The organism is Paraburkholderia sp. Cpub6 (genome assembly GCF_014201065.1).
GTDB classification, from domain to species: Bacteria; Pseudomonadota; Gammaproteobacteria; order Burkholderiales; family Burkholderiaceae; genus Paraburkholderia; species Paraburkholderia tuberum.
This window is the reverse complement of sequence record NZ_JACHDM010000073.1, coordinates 1-3104: the sequence shown is the minus strand read 5'-3', so window position 1 is coordinate 3104 and position 3104 is coordinate 1. Positions and strand designations below refer to the sequence as shown.

The 3104-nt window shown below is 53.3% G+C and carries 1 rRNA gene; it reads left to right on the top strand.

The features are described 5' to 3' along the window. The first annotated feature begins 200 nt into the window (after positions 1 to 200). Positions 201 to 3080 (top strand): 23S ribosomal RNA (locus HDG33_RS36605). Positions 3081 to 3104 lie beyond the last annotated feature (24 nt).

Sequence of the window (3104 nt, the reverse complement as noted above, 5' to 3'; positions counted from 1 at the left end):
GCCTGGAGATGGGTGCCGAGTAGGTGAATCAGGGTTGTGATTGTATCGATGTATTTTAAAGGTGATCGAAAGATTGCTTTGGAATACGGCGCAACACGAATACTCAACCTGTAACGAGTGCGTCTATCCCCTGCGGGGATGGGACCCACGTAAGCGCTAAAGCGCTAACGTGGGTCGACACAGAGACACACCCGTTATAGGGTCAAGCGAACAAGTGCATGTGGTGGATGCCTTGGCGATCACAGGCGATGAAGGACGCGGTAGCCTGCGAAAAGCTCCGGGGAGCTGGCAAACGAGCATTGATCCGGAGATGTCCGAATGGGGAAACCCACTCCTAATGGAGTATCCGTAGCTGAATCCATAGGCTACGTGAAGCGAACGCGGTGAACTGAAACATCTAAGTAACCGCAGGAAAAGAAATCAACCGAGATTCCCAGAGTAGTGGCGAGCGAAATGGGATCAGCCGGTACACGTTATCCGTATTGTTAGTCGAACGCTCTGGAAAGTGCGGCCATAGCAGGTGATAGCCCTGTAGACGAAAACAGCATGGAAGAACTGGGTGTACGAGAAGTAGGGCGGGACACGTGAAATCCTGTCTGAAGATGGGGGGACCATCCTCCAAGGCTAAATACTCGTGATCGACCGATAGTGAACCAGTACCGTGAGGGAAAGGCGAAAAGAACCCCGGGAGGGGAGTGAAACAGATCCTGAAACCGCATGCATACAAACAGTCGGAGCCTCGTAAGGGGTGACGGCGTACCTTTTGTATAATGGGTCAGCGACTTACATTCAGTGGCGAGCTTAACCGATTAGGGCAGGCGTAGCGAAAGCGAGTCCGAACAGGGCGTCCAGTCGCTGGGTGTAGACCCGAAACCAGGTGATCTATCCATGGCCAGGTTGAAGGCACGGTAACACGTGCTGGAGGACCGAACCCACTAACGTTGAAAAGTTAGGGGATGAGCTGTGGATAGGGGTGAAAGGCTAAACAAACCTGGAAATAGCTGGTTCTCTCCGAAAACTATTTAGGTAGTGCCTCGTGTATCACCTTCGGGGGTAGAGCACTGTCATGGTTGTGGGGTCCATTGCGGATTACTACGCCATAGCAAACTCCGAATACCGAAGAGTGCAATCACGGGAGACAGACATCGGGTGCTAACGTCCGGTGTCAAGAGGGAAACAACCCAGACCGCCAGCTAAGGTCCCCAAATATGGCTAAGTGGGAAACGAAGTGGGAAGGCTAAAACAGTCAGGAGGTTGGCTTAGAAGCAGCCACCCTTTAAAGAAAGCGTAATAGCTCACTGATCGAGTCGTCCTGCGCGGAAGATGTAACGGGGCTAAGCCATATACCGAAGCTGCGGATGCACAGTAATGTGCATGGTAGGAGAGCGTTCCGTAAGCCTGCGAAGGTGCACTGGAAAGTGTGCTGGAGGTATCGGAAGTGCGAATGCTGACATGAGTAGCGATAAAGGGGGTGAAAGGCCCCCTCGCCGTAAGCCCAAGGTTTCCTACGCAACGTTCATCGGCGTAGGGTGAGTCGGCCCCTAAGGCGAGGCAGAAATGCGTAGCTGATGGGAAGCAGATTAATATTTCTGCACCATTGTGAAATGCGATGGGGGGACGGATCGCGGAAGGTTGTCCGGGTGTTGGAAGTCCCGGTCCTTGCATTGGAGAAGGCGCTTTGGCAAATCCGGGCGCGGAATTCAAGGGTGCGAGGCGAGCCACTTCGGTGGCGAAGCAACTGGAAGGGGTTCCAGGAAAAGCCTCTAAGCTTCAGTTTCACAGTGACCGTACCGCAAACCGACACAGGTGGGCGAGATGAGTATTCTAAGGCGCTTGAGAGAACTCGGGAGAAGGAACTCGGCAAATTGGTACCGTAACTTCGGGATAAGGTACGCCCTCATAGCCTGACTGGCCTGCGCCAGAAGGGTGAAAGGGTTGCAATAAACTGGTGGCTGCGACTGTTTAATAAAAACACAGCACTCTGCAAACACGAAAGTGGACGTATAGGGTGTGACGCCTGCCCGGTGCCGGAAGATTAAATGATGGGGTGCAAGCTCCTGATTGAAGTCCCGGTAAACGGCGGCCGTAACTATAACGGTCCTAAGGTAGCGAAATTCCTTGTCGGGTAAGTTCCGACCTGCACGAATGGCGTAACGATGGCCACACTGTCTCCTCCCGAGACTCAGCGAAGTTGAAGTGTTTGTGATGATGCAATCTCCCCGCGGCTAGACGGAAAGACCCCATGAACCTTTACTGTAGCTTTGCATTGGACTTTGAACCGGTCTGTGTAGGATAGGTGGGAGGCTATGAAGTTGGGACGCCAGTCTCAATGGAGCCGTCCTTGAAATACCACCCTGATCTGTTTGAGGTTCTAACCTTGGCCCGTGATCCGGGTCGGGGACAGTGCATGGTAGGCAGTTTGACTGGGGCGGTCTCCTCCCAAAGTGTAACGGAGGAGTACGAAGGTACGCTAGGTACGGTCGGAAATCGTGCTGATAGTGCAATGGCATAAGCGTGCTTGACTGTGAGACTGACAAGTCGAACAGGTGCGAAAGCAGGTCATAGTGATCCGGTGGTTCTGTATGGAAGGGCCATCGCTCAACGGATAAAAGGTACTCTGGGGATAACAGGCTGATACCGCCCAAGAGTTCATATCGACGGCGGTGTTTGGCACCTCGATGTCGGCTCATCTCATCCTGGGGCTGTAGCCGGTCCCAAGGGTATGGCTGTTCGCCATTTAAAGAGGTACGTGAGCTGGGTTTAAAACGTCGTGAGACAGTTTGGTCCCTATCTGCCGTGGGCGCTGGATATTTGAAGGGGGCTGCTCCTAGTACGAGAGGACCGGAGTGGACGAACCTCTGGTGTACCGGTTGTCACGCCAGTGGCATCGCCGGGTAGCTATGTTCGGAAGAGATAACCGCTGAAAGCATCTAAGCGGGAAACTCGCCTTAAGATGAGATATCCCCGGGGCTTCGAGCCCCTTGAAGGGTCGTTCAAGACCAGGACGTTGATAGGTCAGGTGTGCACGTACAGTAATGTACTGAGCTAACTGATACTAATTGCCCGTAAGGCTTGATCCTATAACAGGTGTGTCTCGACCCGCG